The organism is Gandjariella thermophila, from assembly GCF_005405885.1.
Classification (GTDB): Bacteria; Actinomycetota; Actinomycetes; order Mycobacteriales; family Pseudonocardiaceae; genus Gandjariella; species Gandjariella thermophila.
The window spans coordinates 1-25,400 of record NZ_BJFL01000012.1 but is presented as its reverse complement, the minus strand read 5'-3'; the positions used below and the strand labels follow the sequence as shown (position 1 = coordinate 25,400).

At 72.9% G+C, this 25,400-nt stretch carries 24 protein-coding genes and 3 pseudogenes; 16 read left to right on the top strand and 11 right to left on the bottom strand.

Annotation, left to right across the window (positions count from 1 at the left end; all coding sequences use genetic code 11):
* The first annotated feature begins 6 nt into the window (after positions 1 to 6).
* The 4 genes from FFT21_RS30295 to FFT21_RS13655 all read left to right on the top strand — a co-directional run bounded on the left by FFT21_RS30295 (position 7) and on the right by FFT21_RS13655 (position 2,643).
* A complete protein-coding gene (locus tag FFT21_RS30295) occupies positions 7 to 135 on the top strand; it encodes a hypothetical protein (RefSeq protein ID WP_264081643.1) in 129 nt (42 codons plus the stop codon).
* Between the two features lie 93 nt (positions 136 to 228).
* Positions 229 to 987 (top strand): 3-hydroxyacyl-CoA dehydrogenase, encoded by a 759-nt coding sequence (locus FFT21_RS13665; protein WP_137814230.1) that lies wholly within the window; start codon positions 229 to 231, stop codon positions 985 to 987.
* A gap of 91 nt (positions 988 to 1,078) precedes the next feature.
* The gene (locus FFT21_RS13660; protein ID WP_137814229.1) at positions 1,079 to 1,270 is read left to right on the top strand and encodes a hypothetical protein; all 192 of its coding nucleotides are present in this window, start codon (positions 1,079 to 1,081) and stop codon (positions 1,268 to 1,270) included.
* A complete protein-coding gene (locus tag FFT21_RS13655; RefSeq protein ID WP_137814228.1) occupies positions 1,267 to 2,643 on the top strand; it encodes an L-tyrosine/L-tryptophan isonitrile synthase family protein in 1,377 nt (458 codons plus the stop codon). Before FFT21_RS13660 ends, FFT21_RS13655 begins: the two co-directional genes overlap by 4 nt.
* 7 nt (positions 2,644 to 2,650) lie before the next feature.
* Here the strand turns inward: FFT21_RS13655 and FFT21_RS13650 are convergent, their stop codons facing one another.
* Positions 2,651 to 4,318 carry a TM0106 family RecB-like putative nuclease gene (locus FFT21_RS13650; RefSeq protein WP_225978388.1) on the bottom strand — a complete coding sequence of 556 codons (1,668 nt, stop codon included), beginning with the start codon at positions 4,316 to 4,318 and terminating at the stop codon, positions 2,651 to 2,653.
* A 115-nt stretch (positions 4,319 to 4,433) separates the two neighbouring features.
* Between FFT21_RS13650 and FFT21_RS13645 the strand changes: the two genes are divergently transcribed.
* The 5 genes from FFT21_RS13645 (at position 4,434) to FFT21_RS13625 (ending at position 8,142) form a co-directional block, all read left to right on the top strand.
* Entirely contained in the window at positions 4,434 to 4,892 is a 459-nt protein-coding gene (locus FFT21_RS13645) for a DUF6474 family protein (RefSeq protein ID WP_137814226.1), read from the top strand.
* Between the two features lie 195 nt (positions 4,893 to 5,087).
* Entirely contained in the window at positions 5,088 to 5,636 is a 549-nt protein-coding gene (locus FFT21_RS13640; protein ID WP_137814225.1) for a hypothetical protein, read from the top strand.
* Between the two features lie 198 nt (positions 5,637 to 5,834).
* On the top strand, positions 5,835 to 6,587 hold the full coding sequence (locus FFT21_RS13635) for a YcnI family copper-binding membrane protein (protein ID WP_225978387.1): 753 nt from the start codon (positions 5,835 to 5,837) through the stop codon (positions 6,585 to 6,587).
* On the top strand, positions 6,584 to 7,114 hold the full coding sequence (locus FFT21_RS13630) for a copper resistance CopC family protein (RefSeq protein WP_137814223.1): 531 nt from the start codon (positions 6,584 to 6,586) through the stop codon (positions 7,112 to 7,114). The genes FFT21_RS13635 and FFT21_RS13630 overlap by 4 nt, the downstream gene beginning before the upstream one ends.
* A complete protein-coding gene (locus tag FFT21_RS13625; RefSeq protein WP_137814222.1) occupies positions 7,111 to 8,142 on the top strand; it encodes a CopD family protein in 1,032 nt (343 codons plus the stop codon). Before FFT21_RS13630 ends, FFT21_RS13625 begins: the two co-directional genes overlap by 4 nt.
* Positions 8,143 to 8,220: 78 nt before the next feature.
* Here the strand turns inward: FFT21_RS13625 and FFT21_RS13620 are convergent, their stop codons facing one another.
* The 3 genes from FFT21_RS13620 to FFT21_RS13610 form a co-directional block, all read right to left on the bottom strand.
* Positions 8,221 to 8,529, bottom strand: coding sequence for a hypothetical protein (locus FFT21_RS13620; RefSeq protein WP_137814221.1), 309 nt, complete (start codon positions 8,527 to 8,529; stop codon positions 8,221 to 8,223).
* 158 nt (positions 8,530 to 8,687) lie between these two features.
* Positions 8,688 to 9,605 (bottom strand): phosphotransferase enzyme family protein, encoded by a 918-nt coding sequence (locus FFT21_RS13615; protein ID WP_137814220.1) that lies wholly within the window; start codon positions 9,603 to 9,605, stop codon positions 8,688 to 8,690.
* Positions 9,606 to 9,617: 12 nt separating this feature from the next.
* Entirely contained in the window at positions 9,618 to 10,988 is a 1,371-nt protein-coding gene (locus FFT21_RS13610) for an NsdA family TPR-like regulatory protein (RefSeq protein ID WP_137814219.1), read from the bottom strand.
* Positions 10,989 to 11,178: 190 nt separating this feature from the next.
* Here FFT21_RS13610 and FFT21_RS30695 point away from each other — a divergent pair, with 190 nt between their 5' ends.
* The 3 genes from FFT21_RS30695 to FFT21_RS13595 all read left to right on the top strand — a co-directional run bounded on the left by FFT21_RS30695 (position 11,179) and on the right by FFT21_RS13595 (position 12,989).
* On the top strand, positions 11,179 to 11,511 hold the full coding sequence (locus FFT21_RS30695) for a hypothetical protein (RefSeq protein ID WP_137814218.1): 333 nt from the start codon (positions 11,179 to 11,181) through the stop codon (positions 11,509 to 11,511).
* 13 nt (positions 11,512 to 11,524) lie between these two features.
* Positions 11,525 to 11,881: a hypothetical protein gene (locus tag FFT21_RS13600; RefSeq protein WP_137814217.1), complete on the top strand. Its 357-nt coding sequence runs from the start codon at positions 11,525 to 11,527 to the stop codon at positions 11,879 to 11,881.
* A 454-nt stretch (positions 11,882 to 12,335) separates the two neighbouring features.
* A complete protein-coding gene (locus tag FFT21_RS13595; RefSeq protein ID WP_137814216.1) occupies positions 12,336 to 12,989 on the top strand; it encodes a TetR/AcrR family transcriptional regulator in 654 nt (217 codons plus the stop codon).
* Between the two features lie 160 nt (positions 12,990 to 13,149).
* On the opposite strand, the gene FFT21_RS13590 is transcribed toward FFT21_RS13595, so the two are convergent.
* Positions 13,150 to 14,346 carry an amino acid deaminase/aldolase gene (locus FFT21_RS13590; protein ID WP_137814215.1) on the bottom strand — a complete coding sequence of 399 codons (1,197 nt, stop codon included), beginning with the start codon at positions 14,344 to 14,346 and terminating at the stop codon, positions 13,150 to 13,152.
* A 132-nt stretch (positions 14,347 to 14,478) separates the two neighbouring features.
* Here FFT21_RS13590 and FFT21_RS13585 point away from each other — a divergent pair, with 132 nt between their 5' ends.
* A complete protein-coding gene (locus tag FFT21_RS13585) occupies positions 14,479 to 15,819 on the top strand; it encodes a D-arabinono-1,4-lactone oxidase (RefSeq protein WP_225978386.1) in 1,341 nt (446 codons plus the stop codon).
* Here FFT21_RS13585 and FFT21_RS13580 read toward each other — a convergent pair.
* Together FFT21_RS13580 and FFT21_RS13575 are read right to left on the bottom strand one after the other, a co-directional pair.
* On the bottom strand, positions 15,816 to 16,472 hold the full coding sequence (locus FFT21_RS13580) for an SDR family oxidoreductase (protein ID WP_137814214.1): 657 nt from the start codon (positions 16,470 to 16,472) through the stop codon (positions 15,816 to 15,818). The genes FFT21_RS13585 and FFT21_RS13580 overlap by 4 nt on opposite strands.
* A gap of 52 nt (positions 16,473 to 16,524) precedes the next feature.
* Positions 16,525 to 16,983 (bottom strand): hypothetical protein, encoded by a 459-nt coding sequence (locus FFT21_RS13575; RefSeq protein ID WP_307722931.1) that lies wholly within the window; start codon positions 16,981 to 16,983, stop codon positions 16,525 to 16,527.
* Between the two features lie 858 nt (positions 16,984 to 17,841).
* Between FFT21_RS13575 and FFT21_RS13570 the strand changes: the two genes are divergently transcribed.
* On the top strand, positions 17,842 to 18,123 hold the full coding sequence (locus tag FFT21_RS13570; protein WP_137814212.1) for a metal-sensitive transcriptional regulator: 282 nt from the start codon (positions 17,842 to 17,844) through the stop codon (positions 18,121 to 18,123).
* A gap of 51 nt (positions 18,124 to 18,174) precedes the next feature.
* On the top strand, positions 18,175 to 20,439 hold the full coding sequence (locus FFT21_RS13565) for a heavy metal translocating P-type ATPase (protein WP_137814211.1): 2,265 nt from the start codon (positions 18,175 to 18,177) through the stop codon (positions 20,437 to 20,439).
* A gap of 173 nt (positions 20,440 to 20,612) precedes the next feature.
* Here the strand turns inward: FFT21_RS13565 and FFT21_RS29760 are convergent.
* Positions 20,613 to 21,251 (bottom strand): annotated as a pseudogene (locus FFT21_RS29760) (choice-of-anchor D domain-containing protein); the annotation flags it as partial.
* Between the two features lie 138 nt (positions 21,252 to 21,389).
* Here FFT21_RS29760 and FFT21_RS29755 point away from each other — a divergent pair.
* Positions 21,390 to 21,500, top strand: a pseudogene (locus FFT21_RS29755) (DUF1918 domain-containing protein); the annotation flags it as partial.
* A 576-nt stretch (positions 21,501 to 22,076) separates the two neighbouring features.
* Here the strand turns inward: FFT21_RS29755 and FFT21_RS13550 are convergent.
* The 3 genes and pseudogenes from FFT21_RS13550 to FFT21_RS13540 all read right to left on the bottom strand — a co-directional run.
* A complete protein-coding gene (locus FFT21_RS13550; protein WP_307722930.1) occupies positions 22,077 to 22,550 on the bottom strand; it encodes a DoxX family protein in 474 nt (157 codons plus the stop codon).
* Between the two features lie 1,172 nt (positions 22,551 to 23,722).
* Positions 23,723 to 24,964 (bottom strand): NAD(P)/FAD-dependent oxidoreductase, encoded by a 1,242-nt coding sequence (locus tag FFT21_RS13545; RefSeq protein ID WP_137814210.1) that lies wholly within the window; start codon positions 24,962 to 24,964, stop codon positions 23,723 to 23,725.
* A gap of 36 nt (positions 24,965 to 25,000) precedes the next feature.
* A pseudogene (locus tag FFT21_RS13540) lies at positions 25,001 to 25,276 on the bottom strand (GTP cyclohydrolase I); the annotation flags it as partial.
* Positions 25,277 to 25,400: the final 124 nt, after the last annotated feature.

Below are 25,400 nucleotides of genomic sequence, written 5' to 3'. Positions count from 1 at the left end.
GGCGGCATGGAAATCCTGGAAGTCGCCCTGACCTTCGCCGGCCTCGCCATGGCCGCCGCGATCCCGCTGGTCGCGCTGCTGCACTCGGCCGAGGCCCGGGCCGCCCGCCGCGCCCACCGCGACCGGCCGGGTTAGCGGGCGTTAGCCAGCCCACAGCCCGCGTCCGCGCACCGGGGCGCCGGTTAACCTCTCCGCCGCAACGGCCACAGCGCGCTCGCGGAGGAGAACATGGAGATCACCGGAACCGCTGCCATCGTCACCGGGGGCGCCTCCGGGCTCGGCGGGGCCACCGCCAGGGCGCTCGCCGCCCAGGGCGCGACGGTGTTCGCCCTGGACCTGCCGGCCGCCGTGGACAAGGCGGAGGCGGTGACCGGGGTCAGGTACCTGCCCGCCGATGTGACCAGCGCGGAGGAGATCCGGGCCGCGGTGGACACCGCCGCGGGCTCGGGGTCGCCGCTGCGCGTGGTGGTCAACTGCGCCGGGGTGGGCACCGCCGGCCGGGTGCTCGGCAAGAAGGGACCGCACGACCTGGACGTGTTCCGCAAGGTCGTCGAGGTCAACCTGATCGGCACGTTCAACGTCATGCGACTGGCCGCGGAGGCCATCGCGAAAACCGAGCCGCTGGCCGACGAAGCGCGGGGCGTGATCGTCAACACCGCGTCGATCGCCGCGTTCGACGGGCAGATCGGCCAGGTCGCCTACTCCGCGTCCAAGGGCGGCGTGGTGGGCATGACCCTGCCGGTCGCCCGCGACCTCGCCTCCTACGGCATCCGGGTGATGACCATCGCCCCGGGCATCGTGGACACGCCGATGCTGGCCGGGGTGAGCGACGAGTTCCGGGCCGGGCTGGGCGCCGGCGTGCCGTTCCCCAAGCGGCTGGGCCGCCCCGACGAGTACGCACGGCTCGTGCTGGACATCGTCCGGCACGACTACCTCAACGGCGAGGTCATCCGGATGGACGGCGCCCTTCGGATGGCACCTCGGTAACGAGGGTTTACCGGCCCGGCAACCCGACTAGCCTGGCCTACCGTGCCGGACGGGCGTCACGCCCGGCACCGCTGATCGTTGCGTAGGTGGCGTGGCAGACCATCCGGGGGAGTCGGTGTGGGCTGGGGACGGGGTGGCTAGGCCGAGCCGCACGGCCGAGCAGGTCGCGCCGCGGACGGCGGCCGGTGCCGCGCCGGGCCGCCGGCTGATCCTCACCCGCCTCGACGGCGGGGTGGCTGGTGCCGAGCGCGGCCGGACCGCGCGGGTCGGGGTGCCGGGATGACCCTGGTTCACGCCATGCAGGTACAGCCGAACGCTCCTCGCCGCCCGGTGCTCTCGCATGCCGTGTCGCTGTCCTCGGTGGACCTCGGGGCGCTCCGGCCGCTGTCCGCCCGGGTGGAGCCGGTCGAGCTGGACCGGGAGCGGACCGCGGCGCTGTTCGCCGCGCTGCGGCGCAACTCCGACGCCGCGGTGGAGCGGCTGGTGGCCCGGCTGGCCGCGCGCCTGCCCGGGGCGGGTGCCAGCGACGCGGAGCGGGTCGGCACCGCGCTGTACCACCTGCTGACGAACAAGCGGTTCCGCAAGGGACCCCGGGCGCACTTCCCGGTGGAGGCGGCGATCCGGCGGGCGCGGCCGTTCGTCGCGGACGGCGCGCCGATTCCGGTGATCCTGCAGGGCTTCCCGTTCAAGCAGTACGACAACCGGCTCAAGGCGGCCGGACCGCTTCCCGACCTCGCCGACGCCGGCGCGATCCTGCGGGTGGCGGAACTGTGCCGGGCGTTCGCCGCGCTCTACCCGCCCAGCCTGGACATCACGGTCATGCTGGACGGCGGCTACTACCGCCCGCGCCGCGAGGCCGAACTCGGCTGGTACCGGAACGTGCTGGGCGAGTTGGAAGACCTGCTCGGCGTGCCCAACACGGTGCACTGGCGGGACAAGCGGGAGCTGATCGCCACCGCCGTCGGCCCGGCCCGCTGGGCGGAGCGGGAGGCGCAGTTCCGGCGGTACCGCTGGTTGATCAGCGCACTGCTGCGCCCGGCCGCCGCCACGGGATCCGTCCGGCAGGCCGACCGGCTGCTGCGCGCCGCGACCCCGGACGCCCTCCCGGACCGCATCCCGACCTTCGGGGCGATGTTCCGGTCGCTGCTGTACTCGGTACCCGTGCCGGCGCCGGACCACCCGGCGGTGCCAGCCTGGGAATGGTCCCGGCAGGTGCTCTCCGACGTGTGCGACACCGCGGGCGGGCCGGCCGCGCTGCGCAACGCCCGCCGTCGCGTGCTCGCCACGGCGTGGCAGGAGACGATCTACTACCTCGCGGTGTGCGCCGCCGACAGGTTCTGCCGGGTGGACGACGCGCTGCCGAACCACGTCCGGCTGCGCACCGGTCTGGCCGGCGCCGAGGAGATCGGCTTCACCTACCTCGGCGGGTCCGCGTTGCTGCCCTGGCACGGCACCGGCTGCGTGAACGAGCGCGGGCAGGTGGCGGTGGACTTCAACGTGGTACTCCGCGACCGCGGCTTCGTCCCGGTGCACAGCGACGTCACCGGACCGGACCAGCCGCTGGTGATGGTGCCGCCCCAGTTCGTCGCTGCGACGGCGGCCGGCCGCGGATTACGCCGCGACTTCCTGGCCGGCATCCGGCTTCGCCCCCGCTGAACCCGGCTCACAGGTCGCCGGCATAGGGCAGGCCCCGGACGGCCGGGGAGCACATCCACCGGCGCAGCGTCCAGGTGGCCCGCACGTCGTCCTCGTTGTACTCCAGCAGGCGGGTGCGCTGGGCCACGTCGGGCCGGCCGCCGTCCATTCCCACCGCGTACCGGTACCAGCGCATCGAGTTCTCCCCGCCGGCCTCCGGATCGCGCCAGCGGAACCCGGCCTCCGGTGCGATCGTCTTCAGCCCCTTGCCGCGGGCGCAGAGGAACTGGTCCCGCACGCAGCCGAACAGGTCCACCCACTCCTCCGAGCCGATGAACCGCTGCACCGCCTCGACCGTGGGGATGCCGGGCCGGCCGGCGAACCGCTCCGCGGACGCGAGCATCCAGCGATTCTCCGCCAACTCGTTGTAGCAGTACGCGCGGAAGGCCAGCCCGCGCCGCACCGCCCGTTCGCGCACGCCGGTCAACCAGGCCCAGAACTCGGCGAACGACCGGGCCTCGTCCGCGCAGGGCAGCGGCTCCCAGGTGGTGAAGGCCCGGTAGCCCGGCGGCTCGCCGACCTCCACTCCGGACAGCCAGCACCCCCACAGGTACGCGCCGGCGTCGCCGAAGCTCTCCATGTCCACGTCGACCTCGACGTCCGCCCGGGGCACCCGCACCTCGGGCACCTTGCGGACCAGCGTGAGGTCCCGCTGCCAGGCGCGGGCCAGCACCACGGCATCGGTGAACGGCATCCCGACCAGCTGGGTGGGTGGCTCGGCGGAGGTGTCCAGCGCGGCCAGATCGTCCACGGTGACGATGCCGACCCGGCGCAGCGCCATCGCGTCCTCGCCACGCAGCACCAGGCTGACGTCCCTGGTCTCGCGCAGCTCCGCCTCGCACACCGGCCACCACGGGCAGCTCCGGCAGGCGAGGATGCGCGACGGCCTGGCGAGCGGCTCCGCCCCCGACCGGGCGGCGGCCGCGATGGCCAGCCGGTCGGCGAAGCGGGCGTCGTACTCGTCCAGCGCGGTGCGGCCGCCCGGCCAGGTGGGCGCCTCGAGGTCGTGCCAGAGCACCACCTCCGCCTCCATGCCGACCACCCCGCCGGTGGCGGGGCCGTCCGCGGCGAACCCCGCGGCCTGCAGCAGCCGCCGCACGTGCGCGAGCCGAAGCTGGTCGCGCGGCTGCGGGCGCACCTTGCGCAGCGGGTCCTCCCGGGCGCCGGCCGGGTCCGGCTCGGCCAGCGGCGTGGTCAGCGCGCCGGACCCGGGATCGGTGACCTTGTGCCGCACCACCAGCACCGGCACGTACCCGGAGCCGGTGCGCACCAGCAGGTCGACCCCGCCCCGCCGGCCACCGCGCTCGTCCCGGGGGAGCTGCGCGCCCCACACCAGCCGGGCGCCGGCGGTGAGCGCCGCGACGGTGGCCCGCTCCCGCTCCTCCGGCCGCCCTTCGGCCGCGATCTCGGTCCACCCGTCCCCGGCGGACCTGGCGATCCGCTCGGCCACCGCCCTGCGGTGCGCCGCCGCGTCGGCGATCCGCTGCTCGGCGGCCGGGTCCGGCGCGGCACGCGGGGCGTCACGCATCGTGGGATCGTTTTCCAGGTGCACGCGACGCCGGCAGCGGCTCACCACGCCGGCCTCGAGCAGCACCGAGGACATCACGTTGTGCAGCGTATGTCGTGCCCCCGACATTCCGTGTGGGGACCACCTTCGGGCGGTCCCGCTCCGCCGATTCTCCGGTGCGCCGGCAGCTCCGCCGGGTCCCGGCCCGCATAGGGTGTCCGTCGCGGATGAGGAAGGGGGCGGAATGGCACGCGGGAAGGACCGGTCGACGCCGGACGAGGGGAAGCTCACACCCCGGCGGGCCAAGCGGCTGATCAAGCTGGCCAAGGTGGTCGGCCCCACGGTGGTGCCGCTGGTGGCCCCGTACGCGCTGCGCGCCGCCGGCGCGTTCCGCGAGGGAGTCGACCGCCTCCGGGCCCGCCGGCTCGGCGTGCCCCCCACCGAGCTGGCCAGGTACACCGGCCACGGCGCCCGGCTGCACGCCAGGATCGCCTCCGCCGCCCGGGCCCTGGCCGAGCTGTCCGAACGGCAGCCGGAAGCGGCCGAGTTCGCCGGGGCGAGCCACGCCACCCTGGCCAAGCTCACCGCCGCGGTCCGCGCCGCCGAGCACATGCCGAGCGCCCGGCGGCGTGCCGCGCACCGGGCCGTCGCCACCGAACTGAACCGCATCGAGGGCGAACTGCTCCGCCGCATCGGCATCTGACAGCCTGTTCCGGAACCTGGCGGCGTTCGTCGAACGGCACCGAGCGGTGCGGCCCGCGCCCGCGACGGCGGGCACGGAGGTACCTCCCGACCAGATCGTTTCGGTATCCGAGCAGGTCAACTGCGGGACGACGAGGATCACACGGGTCGCGCCGACCGCCCCGCGCCGCCGTCCGGACCCATACACTGCTGCACCATGACCGGCCAGTCCGTGCCCACCCGCGGCGGGCCGCGGGTGCTCCGTGGCGGGCTGCTCGCGCTCACCGCGGGGGCGCTCGCGGTGACCGCGCACGGCTTGGCCGGCGGTGGCTGGCCGGACTCCGGGTTCACCCTGCTGCTGACCGCACTGCTGGCCGCGGCGGGCACCGCGCTGGCCGGCCGCAGGCGGGGCCTGCCGGCGATTCTCGGCGCGCTGGGCGCCTCCCAGGTCGCGCTGCACCTGCTGCTCACCGACCTGGACCCGCACCCGGACGCCGGCGCCGGCGGGATGGCGGCGGACTGGCGGGTGATGACGGCCGCGCACACGGTCGCCGTCCTGCTCACCGCGTTGCTGCTGACCAGGGCCGAGGCCGCGGTGTTCGCGGTCGCCGCGGCGATCGCCGCGCTGCTGCCCCGGCGGATGGCGCCGGGGCCGGTGAACGCCGGGCCCCGACAGCGCGTCATCCCCGCCGTGCGGGCCGGCACGGAACTGCGCGTACTGTTCCGCCGCGTCTGCGCCCGGCGCGGCCCCCCTGCCCACTCCTGACCCTCACCGATCACGCGGCGGCGTGCGCCGCGCCTCGGAACACGCCGAGCCGCTCGTCCGGGCCGGCCGCCCGTGGCCGGCTCCGGCCGCCGCGCGACCCGTATCCCCCGCCGGGCGCGCCCAGATTCGTTCCGGGTGGTCCGGCCGACCCTCGATGTCAGGAGTACCCAAGAAATGTCGACAACTCGACTCATCCGCATGGCGGTTCGGGCCGGCACCGCGATGACCGCGGCCGGCCTCATCACGGTCGTCGGGGCTGGTATCGCCTCGGCACACGTCACGGCCCAACCGGGCACGGCCACCAAGGGCGGCTACTCCAAGATCACCTTCCGGGTTCCGGACGAGAGCGACACCGCGGGCACGGTGAAGCTCGAGGTCGACCTGCCGGCCGATCACCCGATCGCGTCGGTGAGCACCAAGCCGATCCCGGGCTGGACCGCCACCGTGACCAAGGCCAAGCTGGACAAGCCGATCAAGTCCGACGACGCGGAGATCACCGAGGCGGTGCGCACCATCACCTGGACCGCCGACCCGGGCACCCGGATCGCGCCGGGCCAGTTCCAGGAGTTCGACGTCTCCGCCGGCCCGCTGCCGGACAACACCGACGAGCTCGTCATCCCGGCGATCCAGACCTACGACAACGGGAACGTGGTGCGCTGGGACGCGCCGCCACCCGCCCCGGGCGCGCAGGAGCCGGAGCATCCGGCTCCCAGCGTCAAGCTGGTGGCCGCCGCGGCCGCGGGCGAGAGCCACGGCGGCCACGACTCGGCGGCGATGACCGACGCGGCGAGCCACGGTGAGGACACCGCCGCGCGCTGGCTCGGCGGGGCCGGCCTGGTGGTCGGCGCGCTCGGGCTCGGCGTCGGGGCCGGTGCCCTGCTGCGTGCCCGGCGACCGGCCGCAGCCGGGGGCGACTCGGCCGGCGACACCGAGGGAGGGCCACGGGCGTGAGGCGCGTGCTGGCCGTCCTGCTGCTCGCGGTGACCGCCGTGCTCGGTCTGGCCACCCCGGCCTTCGCGCACAACGTCCTCCTCGGCAGTGACCCGGCGGACGGGGCGAAGCTCGCCACCGGGCCGGCGAAGGTCACCCTGACCTTCGACCAGCCCGTCCAGTTCGGCTTCAACACCGTCACCGTCACCTCGACGGACGGCGCGCACTGGGAGGCCGGGCCGGCCACCGTGGCGGGCAACGCGGTCTCCGCGCCGGTCCGCCCGCTCGGCCCGGCCGGCGAGTACACGATCGGGTACCGCGTCCTCTCCGCGGACGGCCACCCGGTCACCGGAGCGGTCCGGTTCACGCTGACCACGCCGGGCACCGGAACGCCGGCCAGTGTGGCGCCCACCGGCACCGCGGCGCCCAGCGCGGGCGGTGGCGGCGGCACCCCGGTGTGGCCGTGGATCGTCGGCGCCGTGGTGCTGCTCGCCGCCGGTGTCGTGATCGCGCTCCGGCTCGGGCGTTCGGAGGACGGCCAGCGGTGACCCGCGGCGCGGTCCGCGGCCGGACGGCGCGGCCCTGGCTGGTCACCGGACTCGTGGTGGCCGCGGTTGTCGGCGTGCTCGCCGGCACCGCGGCCACCGCGCAGCCGCCGGTGCCCGGGCTGGTCGGCCCCGGCCCGATGATCCGGTACGGCGTTCCGGTGGCGCGGGTGCTGCTCGACCTCGCGGCGCTGGTCACCGTGGGGCTGAGCCTGCTGCCCAAGCTGCTCGGCTTCGACCGCCCGGCGCACACCGAGCCGGTGCTCGCGGTCGCCCGGCCGGCCGCGGTGGTCACCTCGGCGGTGTGGGTGGTGGCCGCACTGGCCGCACTGGTGCTGCAGACCGCCGAACTCCACCCTGGCGAGCCGGTCACGGTTGGCGACGTGGCCGGCTACGTGCGGCGGATCGGGGCCGGCGAGGGTCTGGTCATCGTGGCCGCGTGCGCGCTGGCGTACCTGGTCGTCGCGGTGCTCGCGGTGCGCTGGGGCGAGACGGTGCCGGCCGAGTTGCGCATCGTGGTCGCGATGTTCGCGGTGCTGCCGCTACCGGTGACCGGCCACGCCGCCAACACCGGCGTGAACCTGCACGACCTCAGCATGATCTCGATGGAGCTGCACGTCATGGCGGCGGTGGCCTGGACGGGCGGGCTGGCCGCGGCGGTCACACTGCTCGCCACCAACCGGGGGCTGCTCGCCGACGTGCTGCCCCGGTTCTCCCGGCTGGCCACCATCGCGCTGGCAACAGTGGCCGTGACCGGCGTGTTCAACGGGTGGTTCGAGCTGTACCTGACCCCCGGCATCCACTGGTACACCGCACTGGCGACCACCGGGTACGGCCGGCTGGTGCTGGTCAAGGTCGCGTGCCTGGTCACGCTGGCGGCGCTCGGCGCGATCATCCGGTACCGGCTGCTGCCCAGGATCGTCCGGCACGAGCGCACCGCGCTGGCCGGCTGGGCGGCCACCGAACTGGCCGTGATGGGCCTGGCCTTCGGCATCGCCGTGGTACTCACCCGCACCCCGGTGATCTCCTGACCGGGCACCGGGCGGTGAGCGGTCCGTCCGGGTCGCCGAGCTGCTCCATGCGGGCCAGCGGGACAGCGGCCGGGCGGATCAGTCCCGCTCGGTGAACTGCGCGGCCGGCGGTCGCTGCTGGCGCATGGCGTTCAGCCGGGCCACCGCGGCGCTGCCGCGCCGCTCCAACTCGCGCCGGTCGATCCAGCCAGCGGCGTAGTGCCGGTACGCCTGGCCGAGCATGACCAGTTCGGCCAGGTAGTCGGCCGCGCGGCGGCGACTGTCCTCGGCCAGCGAGGACAGCAGCGGAAGCTGCGCGTCCACCACCTCGTCGAGAAGTTCGGCGGAGCGTTGCGCCCGCCTGGCCCGCCAACGTGGAACGCCGAAACGAGCACCGATACCCAACACCGTGACAGTTCACCTCGCCGGCCTCGGGGCGCCACGGAGGCGCGAAAGTGGCCGGCGGACCCTCCCGTGCGGGCAGGTGTCCCGCTTCCGCTGGCCTCCGCTCCTGGATTCGCTTCCCCGGGGGCCGGCGTTACGCGTCGGCGCGCGGGCACGGGCGATCAGCGGAACGGCGCCCACCGTTCGGAGGTATCGCCGGAGCGGAACGCCGCCAGCCGGCGTCGCAGTTCCACCCGCACATCCGGGTTGCTGCGCAGGATCGGCAACACGCTGGTGGTCAGCTTCAGCTCGCGCGCCTCGCGGAGCACGGCGAACCCGGACCACCCGGTGACGTCGAACCCGTACTCTCGGGCGAGCGTGCGGTGCCACGGCGGCGGGTGGCCGAACCGCTGGACGCCCACCGGCAGCGGGGTGAGATCCCACTCCCTCGGGCCGAAGCAGGTGGAGTCGAAGTCGCAGAGCACCGGCCCGTCCCGGGTGGGGATGAGGTTGCCCAGGTGCGCGTCGCCGTGCACCACGCCGGGTGGTAGGGGGAACCGCAGCCTGTCCAGCTTGGCCTGCACCTCGGCGCACCGGTCCATCAGGAACCGCCGGTCCGCCGGGGCCAGCTCCTCGGCGTCCGCCACCCGCCGGCGCACGTCGTCCAGCGGCGCCCAGCGGGGCAGGTCGAAGGGCGGCGGGGGAAGCTCGTGCAGCCGGCGGAGCAGCCGGGCCAGGTCGCCCGCGCCGGGCCGTGGGCCGGCCTCCGGGGCGAGTTCCCACAGCGTCGCCACGTACCCGGCAGCGTGCACGGGCTGCTCCAGGCCGGGCACCAGGCGCACCGCGGGCACGTCGTGCTCGGCCAGCCAGCGGGCCACCCGGACGAGCTTGCCCACCCGGTGCTGCATCGCCCGGGAACCGACGATGCGCACCACGATCGGCTGGTCGGCCAGCCGGAACACCGCGTTGCTGGTGAAGCGCAGCAGCCGCGCGCCGCGCGGATCCAGGCCGACGCCGGCGCAGATCTCGGCGAGCGCGGCCCGCAACCGGTCCCGGGTGAACCGACCGTCCAGCGGGGCGTCCGTGAGGGTGACCGACATAACCGCCGCCCGCTACACCCCGATGAACTTCGCGATGCGCTCGGAGAGGTCCCGCGCGTCGGGGTTGTTCCGCCGCTTGTCGGTCTCCTGCTTGAGCGGCAGCATCCGGTCCCTGGCCCGGCTGGACTTCAGCCCCTCGGCCAGCTCGACGGCCTTGCGCCCGATCCGCGCTCCGTGGTCGATGTCGCCCTCGATCAGGTGGTCGGTGGCCAGGAAGGTCATGTTGAACGCCTTGTTCCTGGTCATCTCGTCGCCGTAGGACTCGACCGCCCTGGTCATCGCGGGGATGGCGAACCTGGTGTACTTCCGGTCGACGCGCTGCGCGAGCACCGTGTAGACCGTGCCGATCATCGCGTGCAGGTCGTTCTCGTCGAAGAACCGCACCCACGCCTCGGCGTTCTGCACGTCCGCGCGGGCGAACTCGTCCTTGGTCCGGCCGAGCAGCTTCTGCGCCTGGTCCGCCTTGCCCATCAGGGCGTATGCCCACGCCTCGTTGGCGCAAAGCACCGCGACGGCGAGCTCGGAGCCCGCCTCCTGGGCGGCGATCTGCCCGAGCTGGAACAGCTTCAGCGCGTCGTTGGGCGCCTCCTGGTGCAGGTACACCCGGCCCATCCGGTAGAGGATGTTGGCCACCAGGTGATCGTTGTTGCCCTGCTTGGCCAGCTCCAGCGCCTTGGCGAAGTGGTTGCGGGCGGAGTCCACCAACCCCACGTCGAACGACGTCCACCCGGCGAGGTTCTGCAGGTCGGCAAGGGCGACGAACAGGCGCTCCTTCACCGGCTGCGAGCCGCAGGCCCCCAGCAGTTGCTGGCCCCACGACAGTTGCGCCACGACCGCGTCGCGGCAGAAACCACCCCCGTACTGGAAGTCCAGCGCGCGCAGGGCCCGGGTGGCCGCTTCCACCTGCCGGACGTCCGTCATGCCGATCCGCCCTGGAGCCGGGGTCTGAGTGGGGTTCTGTACCCACGACCCGGAGTCCGCGCCGAACACGGCCGCACCCATGGTGACGGCCGCGGCGTGCGCGAGGAACCTCCGACGCTTCACCGACTCGTCCTCCTCAGCCTGGGAGTCGTCCGTGGCTACGGCGACTCTCACTGCCGTCGCCTCGTCGTAGGCGAGGCCCATGTATCCCCTCGGAATGTTGAGCCCGTCGGCGATCCTCGCCAGCACGTCATAGGCCATGACCTGCCGCCCCTTGAGGATCTCCGACACCTCGGACTGTGACTGGCCGGTGTACGCCGCGATCTGGCGCTGCGAGACCCCGTACCGCCGCAGCAGCCGGTACACGGTGCTGACGTCGCGGTTCAGCAGAGCGTCCCGCATCTCCTGGGACTCCCACACGTCGGGTGTAACGGGAGAGCCACCGGAACCGATGGTATTCATTTGCGACCCCTCACAGTCCGTCGGGCGTCAAGCGCAGAGTAAAGGCATTGATCCAGCCTGGAGAAGTGTGCTTCGGCGAGGCTGATCGGCGCAGCCGAACTTGGCCGACCGCTTACCGTGGGGGGGCGGCCGATCAGCGCTACAGGACCCCATCCGGCCCTCATACCCCCCAATCTAGGTTGTTGTAAGCATGGAGCTAGTACTCCGGCACAGAGAGCGAGCTACGGAGGGGGCCACCGCAGTGGAGCTGGTGGAGTTGGCACGGGGCGCCGGACCAGCGCCCGCGGATGCCGAAGACGGCTCCGAGCCAGCGTCCGGCTGGGTAGGGTCCACGGGTAACCGACGCTGGTGGCGCATCCGCTGCCGGGACGTGGGCAACCGGGACAGATGCCTCACCGTGCTCGCCGACCGGGGAACAGTGGTGCTCGTCGGGCCGCCCGGCGAGACCGCGGTACTGTCCGCCGGCCAGCTCGGCCAGTTGCGGACAGCCCTACGTGAAGCCGCCGACCAGGCGGAAAGGTGACGGTGAGTCTCCAGTGGACGCGATACTCGGCCAGGTTCTGCGGAACGCGGTGTGGGAGCGGCTCGACATGCTCTCCGAACTCGCCACCCGCGCCGACGCCCCCTCCTTGCTGTCCGTCGCGCGGTCCGAACTGCCCCGGCTGACCGAGGGGTGGCGGGCGCTGCTCGCCGAGCACGAGCCCGACGAGCGGGGTAACTGCCCGCAGTGCTCGACCCGGTGGCGCCAGCAGAAGTCGCCCTGCTCGGTGTGGCGCGCCGCATACGAGCACCTGGTCGCCGGTGCGCTCGCCCCCCGGCCGGCCCGCCATCTCCGCGGCACCACCTCGGCGCCGCCCGCGGCCGTCCGCCCGGCGGTCGCCGGAGCGCACTAGCACCAGGACGGGCGGTCCGGCCGGCCCGAACTCCCCGACGCGGGATCGGTCGAGCAACCGCCTCCATGCCGGCGGCCCGGGTCGTCCGTGCCCCCGACCGCGGCGAACCGGGCTCGCCGGCCTCCCGGTCGGCGGCACCGCCGGCACGCACACAACCGAACAGACTTCCGTGGGCCGGTGCCGCTGTGCTCCCCTCCCCCCGACCGGTACCGGCCCGCGGTCTCCAAGCCCGGCGCTGGTGCCCGTTTCCCCGGACGGGCGCCAGCGCCGTCACCATGTCGGGAACGCGGAGAAATCGGGGCACGGTGGTCTACGGCGGCGTCACCGGGTATTCCCGGGCAGAGGCCGGCCACGCGCTCGCCGACCAGAGACCGCCGCCACCGATCCGGCGCGCCGAGCGTGTCCCGCCTCACGACGCCAACCGGCCGTCCGCGACTGCTCGGTACCGGGCAAGATGGGCAGGCCGACTGATGGAGGAGGGACCGTGTCAACGCATGCCGCCCCACTGCGCCGGCGGCCGGTGCAGCAACGCAGCACGCAGCGGGTCGAGCGGATGCTGGCGGCCTGCGCCTCGCTCGTCGACGAGGTCGGCTACGACGGCGTGACCACCACCCTGATCGCCGAGCGGGCCGGGGTCGCGGTCGGCTCGCTGTACCAGTTCTTCCCGGACAAGCGGGCCGTCGTGCAGGCGCTGACCCTGCGCAACCTGGACAGGTTCATGGCAACCGTGGTCGACCGGTTCAGCACGACCCGGCTGGAGCACTGGTGGCACGCGGTCGACACGGTGATCGACGTGTACGTGACCATGCACCGCGAGGTACCCGGCTTCGCCAAGCTGCACTTCGGCGACGTGGTGGACCTTCGCCTGCTGGACGACCGCAGGGACAACAACACGGTGGTCGCGGAGCGGCTGGCCGGGCTGATCGCCGCGCAGTTCGACATTCCCGCGGACGACATCCGGTTGCCCATCGCGGTCGCCGTAGAGGCCGCGGACGGCGTGTTCAAGCTGGCCTTCCGCCGCGATCCCCGGGGTGACGACACGGTGCTCAACGAGGCCAAGGCCATGATCAAGGGCTACCTGTCCACTCGCCTGGGCGAACCCCAGTGAGCGTCATTCAGACCGGCCCAGTGGCCCCGGCCGGCGAGGGCCGTCCGGCCGGTCCAGCGACACCGGGCCGGCCGGCCCGGTGATCGTTTCCATTCGCCGAACGGTGCCGGTTCTGCGCTGAAAAATGCAGGTCAGCTTGGCTCCACCCGGTGAAGAGGGGTCAACCGAAGCAGCGCCCCTCGCCGCGATAGGTGGGAACGGTCCGCGCCACGGTGTCCCCGCGGACGAGATGGAATTCGGTGAACCGCTCGGCCAACTCCCCGGCCTTGGCGTGGCGCAGCCATACCCGGTCGCCCAGCGCCAGCCCGGCCGCGGCCCGGCCGAGGACCGGGGTCTGCACCTCGCCGGCCCCCTCCAGGGCGCGCAGCCGCAACCCGGCCGGTGCGTGCGGCCGAGGCAGCCTGTCCCGGTCGGCCGGCCCGGAGGCCAGGTAGCCGCCGGCGAACAGGGTGGCTGACCGGCGCCCCGGGCGGCGCACCACGGGCAGCGCGAACAGCGCCGCCGGCTGCGGCCGGAAGCCCCGGTAGCCGTCGAAGAGCGCCGGGCCGAGCAGCCCGGACCCCGCGGTCAGTTCGGTGATCGCGGGCTCGGCGGCGGTGCTCTCCAGGCTCCCGGTGCCGCCGCCGTTGACGAACTCCAGGTCCGCCTCGGCGCGCACCGCGGCCACCACGGCGGCCCGGCGCTCGGCGAGTTCGGCCGCGGATCGGCGTCGCATCCAGCGCACCACGGCGCCGCGCAGCGGGCGTCCCGGCGGGGCGTCGCCGATGCCGGCGATCTGCCCCTCGTAGGCCATCAGGCCGACCAGCCGGAATCCGGGGCGGTCGGCGATGTGCCGGGCCAGCGCCGCCGCCTGAGCCGGCGTGCGCACCGGCGAGCGGAGCGGGCCGACGTGCACCCCGGGCAGCGGGCGCCAGCCCGCGTCCACCTCCAGGCACACCCGCACCTCCGGGTGCGCCGGCCCGAGCGCGTCGTCCACCACGTCGAGGTGTGCGGTGGAGTCGACCATCACGGTGACCGTGTTCCCGGCCCGCTCGTCCGCGGCCAGGTCGCGCAGCGCCGAGCGGTCCACCGTGGGGTAGCCGATCAGCAGGTCGTCGGTGCTGCCGAGCCGGGACAGCCACAGCGCCTCGGTCAGCGAGTAGCACATCAGCCCGGTGAACCCCGGCATGCCGAGCACGCGTTCCAGCAGGTGCCGGCAGCGCACCGACTTGGTGGCGACCCGGATGGGCCGCCCGCCCGCGCGGCGCACCAGGTCCGCCGCGTTCCGCTCGAACGCGTCGAGGTCCACCACGGCGAACGGCGGGTCGAAGGACTTCGTCGCCGTGTCGTACCGCAGGCTCGACTGCTTGGCTGACACCCGAGTAACGGTACGTCCGTGGCGGTTGAGATGTGAATAGCTTTCACCTATTTTCTGTGCACCAGCTCACAGTGCGCGGGGGACGTTCGGTTGTTCGGCCGGGCGAACAGCTCTTACCGGTTGGAGGTTGCCGTGCCCGCTCGACCCGTCGGCCAGGCCGCCGCGGCAGGGGCCGTGCGGTGGACGAACTGGGCCCGCACGGCGAGTTGCGCACCCGCCAGGGTGGCCCGCCCGCGCAGCACCGAGGAGATCGCCGAGGCGGTCGCCTCGGCCGCGCGGGACGGCCTTGCCGTGCGGCCGAGGGGCAGCGGCCACTCGTTCACCGGCGTCGCGACCACCTCCGGGGTCGCGGTGGACCTGGCCGCCTGGTCGGGCGTGGTCGCGGTGGACGGTGAGCTGGTCACCGTGCGGGCCGGCACCCCGCTGCACCGGCTCAACGCGGAGCTGGCGGCGCTCGGGCTGGCACTGCCCAATCTCGGAGACATCGACCGGCAGACTGTCGCGGGCGCGATCTCCACCGGCACCCACGGCACCGGGGCGCGGTTCGGCGGGCTGGCCACCGGAGTGCACGCACTGGAGCTGGTGACGGCGGACGGGTCGGTGCTGCGCTGCGCCGAGGACGAGCGGCCCGAGCTGTTCGCCGCGGCCCGGGTCGGGCTGGGCGCGCTCGGCGTGATCAGCACGGTGACCCTGCGCTGCGTGCCGGCGTTCGTGGTGCGTGCCCACGAGTACCCGGCGCGGCTGGACGCGGTGCTGGCCGAGTTCGGCGACCTGACCGAGCGCGAGGACCACGTGGAGTTCCACTGGTTCGTCCACTCCGACCGGGTGCTGGTCAAGCGAAACGAGCGGCTGCCGCAGGGCACCCCGGCGCGGCCGATGCATCCCCTCCGCAGGTTCTACGAGTACGAGGTGATGGAGAACGCCGCGTTCGGTCTGGTCTGCCGGCTGGGCCGGGCGGTGCCCCGGCTGGTCCCCCGGCTGAACCGGATGTGCGGCGCGTTGCTGTCCGAGCGCGCCTACTCGGACGCGTCGTACCGGGTGTTCACCACGCCACGGCGGGTGCGGTTCGTTGAGTCGGAGTACGCCTTACCCCGGGAACGCCTGCACGACGTGCTGGCCGAGCTGCGGTCGGCGGTACGTGTGCTGCCGCACCCGGTGATCGTGCCGGTCGAGGTGCGGGTCGCGGCCGCGGACGACATCTGGCTGTCCACCGCGTACCGCCGGGAGACCGCGTACGTGGCGGTGCACCAGTTCCTCGGCATGCCGTACCGCGAGTACTTCGACGCCTTCGAGGCCATCGCCGCGGCGCACGGCGGCCGGCCGCACTGGGGCAAGCTGCACGGCATGGATGCGGCCGGGCTGCGCGAGCGCTACCCGAGGTTCGAGGACTTCCGCCGGGTGCGCGCGGAGCTGGACCCGGCCGGGGTGTTCCGCAACGACTACCTGGACCGCGTGCTCGGGCCCGCCGGTTAACCGGGCAGCCCCGCCACGGCCTGCGCCACCGGCGTGTCGCCGGAGACCAGTTCCAGGGTGAGCCCGGCGGTGCGCGGTTCGTCCAGCAGCGCCATCAGCACCGCGGCCACGTCGTCCCGGGGCACCTCGCCGTAGGGCACGCTCGGGCCCAGCCGAACCCGGCCGGTGCCGGCGTCGTCGGTGAGCCGCCCGGGCCGCAGGATGGTCCAGTCCAGGGCGCGGCCGCGGAGATCCTCCTCGGCGGCCTTCTTGGCGCGCAGGTACGCGGCGAACACCTCGCCGGTGCCCGGCGCCTCGGCCCGGTCCAGGCCCATCGCGCTGACCTGGAGGTAGCGCCGCACGCCGGCGCGCTCAGCGGCGTCGGCGAGCAGCACCGCGGCGGCCCGGTCGACGGTCTCCTTGCGGGTCGCCCCGCTGCCCGGCCCGGCGCCGGCCGCGAACACCACGGCGTCCGCCTCGGTGAGGTGCCCGGCGACCTCGTCGACGCCGGCCACCTCGAGGTCGCAGAGCACCGCCTCGGCATCCAGCGCCCGAAGATCGTCGGCATGGTCGGGGTTGCGGACCAGGCCGACCGGCAGGTCGTCCCGGGCGACGAGCAACCGCGCCAGCCGCTGCGCGATCTTGCCGTGCCCGCCCGCGATCACCACCCGCATGATCTACAGACCCTAAGCGGGACGGTGCCGGCCCGCACCTTCGGGGTGCCGGTCAGCAGGTGGCGAGCAGCTTCTCGTAGACCACCTCGTGCACCCAGCGGGACAGCGAGGTCTGCTCGGGCGCGCCGCCGCGCTGCCCCGCCACGTCCAGGGTGACCTCGCCCTCGGGGTCGGCGAGCAGCACGGCGACCCCGTGCCGGCGCACCCTCGGCAGACAGTTGGCCAGGTAGTCCCTGGTCAGCGCGGCAGAGGAGGGCAGGACCATGGCGACGTTGCCGTACCGGGCGAAGGGGACCGCGGAGGCGAGCGCGGTCCGCCAGTGCCGGGCCACGGCGAAGGCGCCGACGATGCGCACGGCCTGCGGGGGGACCCGGCCGGCCATCTCCGGCCAGAACCAGGTGCTCACCGCGACCCGGTCGGGTACCGGGCCGCAGCCCAGGCACAGCCGCTCGGCGTGCGCCTCGGGTACCAGTTCCGCGCAGACGACGATCTTGCGGCCAAGGAGGGTCATCTGCGGCAACACGACGCCTGGCCAGCCAAGCACCTCACCCGCTCTGGCGGCGAGCTGGTGTGGCGCGGCCGGGAGATCGGCGACCGGGACAGCAGTTGCCGACGGCGTCTGCACGTCGCTCCGGACTGCCGATTGGCCTGGCGTGCGGCTCACGAGTCTCGCCTCCCTCAGCAGTCGCGACGGTGGGTCCGCCGCGATCGACCGATGCACACATTAGCCTACCAGGCGGGCGGCGGCTTTCTTACCGCCTGACAGCGCCCCTGCGATTGGCGGCGCCGGGCGATCGGCGACCGGTCGATGACCGGTCAAGGGACTTCAGCCCGACGGTGCTGCCATCCGGGTGACGTCGCGACACAGTCGTGACCTTTGATTTCCGGAGGGATCAACCGTGAGTAGAACCGATCCCCACGTGGGTCATCGGAGACACCGGCTGGCCGCGAGACGTCGGGGAGCAGGTGCCGCCCGAACGGGGCGCCCACACCCTTGTCGACCATGCCCGAAACTCGGCCCCCTGCTTCACTGGCACCGGGCTGACCTGCGGCGTCGATGACGTGTCCCGGCCGACGCCACGCGGCCCGCCCGGCTCGCCGGCGCGGACGAGTGACCGTGGCAACCCTGCGGTGGTAGCCGGAGGCGACCCGCCGCCGAACGTGTGACCTGCGCCGGTGCCGCTCGTCGCAGACCGGGCTTCGGTCGGCGCGGTCAGCGGTCGCGGACGCCGCCCACCGCGTGCCGGGCACCACCCGCGCCCCACCGGTATACCTCTACCCCCATAGGGTATAAACGAAGGAGCGCTTCGTTCCCCGACCGACCGGGTCGGCCGCGCGGGGCGCCACGAGCAGACGGGGAGCGACAACCATGCCGGGCTACGCCGACCGGAAGGCCGACCACCTGCGCCGCCTGCGGCGGATCGAGGGGCAGGTGCGCGGCCTGCACCGGATGATCGAGAATGACGAGTACTGCATCGACGTGCTCACTCAGATCTCCGCCGCCACCCGGGCGCTGCAGGCGGTGTCCATCGCACTGATGGACGAGCACCTGCGGCACTGCGTGGCCGACGCGATCGCCCAGGGCGGCGACGTCGCCGAGGACAAGGTCCGCGAGGCCAGCGACGCGATCGCCCGCCTGGTCCGCTCCTGAGAGCGATCCGAACCCGGGGAGGGCGAAGGCCATGACCGAGAGGCACGCTCGATGAGTTCCACCACCCAGCACGCTCGCACCACCGAGGTCCGGCAGCTCGAGTTGAGCATCGGTGGGATGACCTGCGCCTCCTGCGCCGGGCGCATCGAACGCAAGCTCAACAAGCTGGACGGCGTGACCGCGACGGTCAACTTCGCCACCGAGAAGGCCAGCGTCACCTTCCCCGCCGACCTCACGCCGGAAGACCTGGTGCGGGTGGTGGAGAACGCCGGTTATACCGCCGAACTCCCCACCGCTTTTCGCAAGGATGGGGAACGTGACGGCGATCGGGAGGACCCGGTCCGCTCGCTACGGCAGCGCCTGCGGGTCTCCACGGCGCTGGCCGTCCCGGTGATCCTGCTGGCCATGGTGCCGCCGCTGCGGTTCCCCGACTGGCAGTGGATCTCCCTGACCCTCGCCGCCCCGGTAGTGGTGTGGGGTGCGTGGCCGTTCCACCGGGCCGCGTGGACCAACGCTCGGCATGGCGCCGCCACCATGGACACGCTGATCTCCCTCGGCGTGACCGCCGCCTTCGGTTGGTCGCTGTACGCGCTGCTCTTCGGGTCCGCCGGGCAGGCCGGCACGGGGCACGGCTTCGACCTCACCTCCGGACGCATGGACGGCGCGAGCCAGATCTACCTGGAGGTCGCCGCCGGGGTGACCGTCTTCATCCTGGCCGGCCGCTACTTCGAGGCCCGCGCCCGCCGCCGCGCCGGCTCGGCGCTGCGCGCCCTGCTGGAACTGGGCGCGAAGGAGGTCGCGGTGCTGCGCGGCGTCCGCGAGGTCCGCATCCCCGTGGCCGACCTGCGCGTCGGCGAGACGTTCGTGGTCCGGCCCGGGGAGAAGATCGCCACCGACGGCGTCGTGGTGGACGGCAGCTCCGCGGTGGACGTCAGCATGCTCACCGGCGAGTCCGTGCCGGTGGAGGTCCGCCCTGGGGATGCCGTGGTCGGCGCGACCGTCAACGCCGGCGGCCGGCTGGTCGTGCGCGCCACCCGCATCGGCGCCGACACCCAGCTCGCCCAGATGGCCAAGCTGGTCGAAGAGGCACAGAACGGCAAGGCCGCCGTGCAGCGGCTGGCCGACCGCATCTCCGCCGTCTTCGTCCCCATCGTGATCGGCCTGGCCGCCATCACCGGGGCGGCGTGGTGGGCGGCCGGCGCGGGCGCCACGGCCGCGTTCACCGCGGCGGTCGCCGTGCTGATCATCGCCTGCCCGTGCGCGCTGGGCCTGGCCACCCCGACCGCGCTACTGGTCGGCACGGGACGCGGCGCGCAGCTCGGCATCCTGATCAAGGGCCCGGAGGTGCTGGAGTCCACCCGCCGCGTGGACACCGTCGTGCTGGACAAGACCGGCACCGTCACCACCGGGAGGATGAGCCTCGTCGCCGTGCACCCTGGCGACGGAGTCGACGGCGATGAGGCGCTGCGGCTGGCCGGCGCACTCGAGGACGCCTCCGAGCACCCGATCGCCGCGGCCATCACCGCGGGCGCCCGGGAACGCGCCGGCGACCTGCCCCCGGTCGAGGAATTCACCAACCACGAGGGTCTCGGCGTGCAGGGCGTCGTGGATGGGCACGCGGTGCTAATCGGGCGCCCCGCACTGCTGGAACAGTGGAGCACGCCGCTGCCCGAGGACCTGCGGCTGGCGCGCAAGCAGGCCGAAGCGGCCGGCCAAACAGCGGTCGCCGTGGCCTGGGACGGTCAGGCCCGCGCCGTGCTCGCCGTCGCTGACACGGTCAAGCCCACCTCCGCCGAGGCCGTCCGCGGCCTGCGCGCGCTCGGGCTCAGCCCGGTGCTGCTCACCGGGGACAACGAGGCCGCGGCCCGCGCGGTGGCCGAGCAGATCGGCATCGGCGAGGTCATCGCCGAGGTGCTGCCAGCAGGCAAGGTGGACGCCGTGAAACGCCTGCAGGCCGAGGGGCGGGTGGTGGCCATGGTCGGCGACGGGGTCAACGACGCCGCCGCGCTGGCCCAGGCCGACCTCGGCCTGGCCATGGGCACCGGCACCGACGTGGCCATCGAAGCCTCGGACCTCACCCTGGTACGCGGCGACCTCCGTGCCGCGGTCGACGCCATCCGCCTGTCCCGGCGCACGCTGCGCACCATTAAGGGCAACCTGTTCTGGGCGTTCGCCTACAACGTGGCCGCCCTGCCGCTGGCCGCGCTCGGCCTGCTCAACCCCATGATCGCCGGCGCCGCCATGGCGCTCTCCAGCGTCTTCGTCGTCTCCAACAGCCTGCGACTGCGCCGCTTCACCACCGCGACCGGGCGGTGAGCTCCCCCGCCGCCCGTGCGTGGTGCCGCTGGTGGCGTACCACTCGATCGCGCCGTACTAGAAGTTGTTGCGCCGCCCGCCGATGATCGCGAACTCGTCGCTGACCGGGTAGCCGAGGCGGCTGCGTTCCCAACCGAGCGCGCGGCCCACTGCTGCCGGATGGCCCCGTACACCGCCCAGGCACCGCGGTTCGGCGTCCAGTAGATCGACCCACCACCGCTACCGTTGACGGAGTACTCGGCGGTGGCACCGAGGATGTCGGTCGGGGTGAAGGTGACCGTCTGGTGGATCACATCACCGGGCGCGAGCACCTGGCCTTCGGCGATGGGGTTGTCGGTGGAGAACACTCCGGTCGGTGCTTTGGCCTTGGTGATCGTCAGCGGCACGGTGCCGGTGTTGCTGATGTCGAAGGTCTTGGTCACCGACTGTCCAACCGGGACGGTGTTGTAGTCCAGGCCCTTCGGGGTGACGGTGAGTTGCGGTTGGCTGGTGAGCGCGGTGCCGGCCAGCGACACGGCGACCGAGCCGGCGTCGCCGTTGACCACGAGTTGGCCGCTGTCGGCGGTGCCGGTGTCGCCGCCGGTGGTGGGCGCGTAGGTCACGGTGACCACGGTGGAGGCGCCCGGCTGCAGGAGCGTGCCGGCGGCGGGCAGGTTGGTGGCGGTGAACGGCGCTGCCGGCGCGGTGGTGCCGGTGATGGTCTCCGGCTGGGTGCCGGTGTTGACGATGTTCACGCCGAGGGCCTTGGCTGCGCCGGTGCGGACCTGGCCGAAGTCCACTTCGAGGCCGTCCGGCGATCCCTGGATGGTCACCGGGAATCCGCTGCGCTCAGCGCCGCTCGCCGCGTCCAGCGCGTGCAGGTACCAGTGCGGCTGGGTGGCATCCGGCCCGTCGTTCACCTTCGACGTCAGATACACCGCACCGGTCGCCGGGCTGTGCCCCACCCCGACGGGTCACCCCCATACCTGGTGAGATGGCTCGACGGACACGAGGGATTGGTTTTCCCCGGTCCGGACAGCCGCGTCGTGGCGCACGCCTCGCACGACCACGTGGCCTTCTGACCGGTATCCGGTGACCTGCTCAGCTAGGAGGTACGCACCATCCTCGACGACCCGATGACCCGCCGCTGGTTCGGCTGGTACTGGCGCACCGTCTCGCCGGCATTCCGGCCATCATGCGAGCCACGCCAAGCGCCGCGAAGCGGACCGCTGAATCCACCGCGCGCGGGTGACCGGCCGGCTGCACCGGTGACCGGCTGCACCGAGGTCACCGCGGTGGCGCCTCCTTGCGTGCCTACCGGCGCCCCAGGCCGGAGTCGCGCCGCTGGCTCCGGCTGGCCAGGGCCGCCGCCGTGCCCGCGGCGAGGATGGCGTTGACCAACCGGCTGCCAGCCAGCCAACGACGCCATTCCGTCCGGCGGATGCCCTACCACATCGGAGGCTCAGGGAACGCCGTCGCGCCACGTGGCTGCACAGGATCGCGCCCACGCCCACTCGATCGAGCGGTTGCGTGACACGTGCGCAACAGCAGCCGACACCGGAGGAACCGCCGGCCTTCCCGCATCGGCGCTCTCACCAGGCGACACCGGCGTGGAGCAACGGCGCTTCCTGGGTATGAGGCGACCTCGGACTGGGTGTTCACCGTTCGCGGGTGGCGGCCCCTGGCCTGGGTACGCCGGGGGCCCGTGGCCGGGGTACGCGCCCGCGGGTGAGCATCCGCGTGCGTGGTGGAGCCCGCCGGAGCCGGTGCCGCAGCGTGTCGACCGCGTAGGGACCGGCACCGAGCACCGCGATCAGCAGGAAGAACCAGGAGTACAGCGCCGCCAGTTCCCCCGCGTTCTGGATCGGTAGGGGTGCCCGAGGTTGGTGCACGCTGAAGTACGCATATGCCATCGTGCCCGAGCACACGATCGCCGCCGGCCGGGTGAACAGACCGAGCAGGATCAGCCCACCGCCGACAAGCTGAATCAATCCCGCCCACCAGGACGGCCACTGACCCAGGGGTTCGGCCGCGCCACGGCGGCCGAACCCGCCGCCCAGCACGCCGAAGAGGGCCGCCACGCCGTGCAGCATGAACAGGAACGACACCACGATCCGCACGGTGGACAGCACAATTCCACTGAGACTATCCAAAGAACGCTGCATCACAATCTCGCACCCATCGCGTGTCCCTCTGGACGCCCATGCATGTGGCGTACCCATAGATTATCCGCACCGAGATGCCCTCAATCTGATCCACATCGAGGGGTTCGACCCATATGCGGGTAGCGGCCGCCTGATCAACTCTGATGGGCGTGACGGCGGACGACGCCACCGACCGACTTGCGGTCGCCGATATGAATCACCTTGATCGAGAACAAGCGGGTGCTCCCGCAGCGCGAAACGGCCGCATGCGCTGGCGCTTCGGCACGCGGGCATAGCGGCCACACGGCCCTTCCGGTCCGCTATAGCCGGGCGGTGCCGATGATGCCGCACCATGGCTCACCATGGCTGGGCTGACGTGTTCGGGCGTCTCCGGCGGTGTCCTCCTCGCCTGCGGGGTTGGTGGGTGCGTCCTCACGCCAACGCCAGTTGGCCGTCGCAGACGTGTTTCCTGCGCTCAATCTGGCCAGTAATGGCGTTCTGGTAAAGGCAGTGCCAACCACCGTTACGCGGATGTGGCACATATCGACAGTGCCTGTGAATCCGCGCGCGGTTAGCTGCCTTCCTCTATGGCCAAGCTGTTTTCTTGACGCAGACGGGAGCGGATGTAATGTCTATGACGTCCGTGTTGGACAAGAATGTTCCATGGGAAGGAGTTCTCGTATGTTTGGTGGCTTTGGTGGCTTTGGTGGTCGAGGCTTCTTCGGCCGGGGCTTCTTCGGCCGGGGCTTCTTCGGCCGCGGTTTCGGTCGCCACTGCTGTTGGTGGTGGTGGTGCTAACCTAGGTGCTGCCGGGGCGGCGACCCAGGGGTCAACGCGATGGCGTCCGAGGGTCGCCGCCTCATTAACTCGCTCCGGTGGTCAATGCCCGGCCGCCATGCCGGCGGCTGGCGCTGAAAATCCATCGGAGTGCCCTGTATCGGGCCGATTCCCACTCCGGAACCGTCCTTTTGAAACCTTTTCACCTCGGCTGGGTCTGCAGGATTCTGCTCGCCAGATGCCGCGCTATGCCGGCGGTGGAGGCGTCGACCCTGGCCTGAGCCGGTACGTCCCCTCGCCGGCTCGGCCAGGGTCTGCTTTTTTGGTCAGGAGCCGCCAACCAGTGGTCACCGCAACATTGGCCGGCTCGCCGCCGGTGTGTGTCATCGGGCCTGGGTCGGCACGTCCTCGAGAGGAGTGTCCGGGTCGGCCAGCCGCTTCGTGTCGACCGGGCGGCCGGCGAGGATGAGGGCCTTGACGGCGTCGGTGACGTCCCAGACGTTGACGTTCATGCCGGCAAGTACCCGGTCGCGGGCGTCCAGCCAGAACGCGATGAACTCCCGGCTCGCGGTGTCGCCGCGCACCACGACGCGGTCGTAGTGGCCGGCCGGGGCGTGCCCGAGGTACTCCATGCCGAGGTCGTACTGGTCGGTGAAGAAGTAGGGGAGCTCCTGGTAGCTGGCCGGGCCGCCGAGCATGGTGGTGGCGGCCGTCGCGGGTTGGTGGAGCGCGGTGGCCCAGTGCTCCACGCGTACCCGGATGCCCAACACCGGGTGCTTGGCGTTGGCGATGTCGCCGACCGCGCAGATGTCGGGGTCGCTGGTGCGCAGCGAGGCGTCGGTGAGGACGCCGTCGCTGACGGCGAGGCCCGCGCGGTCGGCGAGCCCGACGTTGGGCGCCGCGCCGATGCCGACCAGCACGGCGTCGGCGGGCAGGGTGGTCCCGTCGGCGAGCCGGACGCCGGTGGCGACCCCGCCGGTGGTGGTGATCTCCGCCAGGTGTGTGTCGAGGCGCAGGTCGACCCCGTGATCGCGGTGCAGGTGGGCGAACACCGTGGCGAGTTCCGGTCCGAGGGCGCCCAGCAGCGGCAGGTGCGCGGCCTCGATGACGGTGACCTCGACGCCGCGCTCGCGTGCCACGGCCGCGACTTCGAGGCCGATCCAGCCACCGCCGATGACGACCAGTCGCTGCGCGGTGTCCAGCGCGGCGCGCAGTGCGGCGGCGTGCTCAAGGTCGCGCAGGTAGTGCACCCCCTCGGCGTCCGCACCGGCCACCGGCAGGCGACGCGGCCGCGACCCGGTGGCCAGCAGCAGCTTGCCGTAACCGAGACGCCCGCCGTCGGCGAGGTCGACCTCGTGGGAGTCGCGGTGCAGTGCCGTGGCGGGCGCGCCGAGCCGCAACTCGACGTCGTGCTCCTGGTACCAGGTTTCCGGATGGACGGTGAACTCCTCGCGGGTCACCTTGCCGGCGAGGAAGTCCTTGGACAGCGGTGGCCGCTCGTACGGCAGGTGCGATTCCTGGCCCACCAGCACCAGCGGTCCGTCGAAGCCCTGCTCGCGGAGCGCCTCGGCGGCTTTCGCGCCGGCCAGCCCACCGCCGACGATCACGAAGGGCGCAGTGGTCATGTCGTGGTTACTCCATTCCTGTTCCCAGGGGACGCCTCAGGGGTGGATCCCGGTGAGCGCGAAGAACTCCTGCCGGGAGCGCGGGTCTTCGCGCAGCACGCCGAGCAGCGTGGAGGTGACGGTGTCCGAGCCCACGGCCTGGACGCCACGCAGTGTCATGCAGGTGTGTTCGGCCTGGATCACCACGCCAACGCCCTTCGGGCGCAGCTGCGTGTCCAGCCAGCCGGCGATCTGCTTGGTCAACCGTTCCTGCACCTGCGGTCGGCAGGCGAAATGCTCGACCACCCGGGCCAGCTTGGACAGCCCGAGGATGCAATGCCGTTAAGTTTGGGTGTTTGGGCAGGCCAGTAGGGGGGTGGCCGGGCCGGTATGGCGGATGTTCTGGTCGGTGGGGCGTTTGACCCGGTAGGAGTTGTGCCGGGCGCGTTTGACGGCG